The 243-nt window shown below is 64.3% G+C and carries 1 pseudogene; it reads right to left on the bottom strand.

Annotated features, from left to right (window positions below):
- Nucleotides 1-228: pseudogene (locus ACQ4LH_RS22255) on the bottom strand (hypothetical protein); the annotation flags it as partial.
- Nucleotides 229-243 lie beyond the last annotated feature (15 nt).

The following is a 243-nucleotide window of genomic DNA, read 5'->3' as shown; positions in this document are numbered from 1 at the left end:
AGAAGCCGGCATACGAGACCGCTCAKTTCKTCTSGKGGGCTGGGAGATGTGTAAAAGAGACAGGCCCAGTCCCGCGCCCCCCMCCGGGGCATGGCTGTCGGCTGCAGCCATCAACGCCCCGCCAATACCCGCCAGGACAAAGGCCAGGAGCATCTGCCGGGGTGCGGGCATGCCGCTGAGCAAACGGAAACTCAGCGCACCGGCCAGCACGCCAAGCTGGTTGGCACCTGTCTCTTATACACA

The sequence above is a fragment of the Pseudomonas peli genome (assembly GCF_050563605.1).
Classification (GTDB): Bacteria; Pseudomonadota; Gammaproteobacteria; order Pseudomonadales; family Pseudomonadaceae; genus Aquipseudomonas; species Aquipseudomonas peli_A.
Note: the sequence above shows the minus strand (reverse complement) of the source record. Positions and strands in the feature narration are given on the sequence as shown.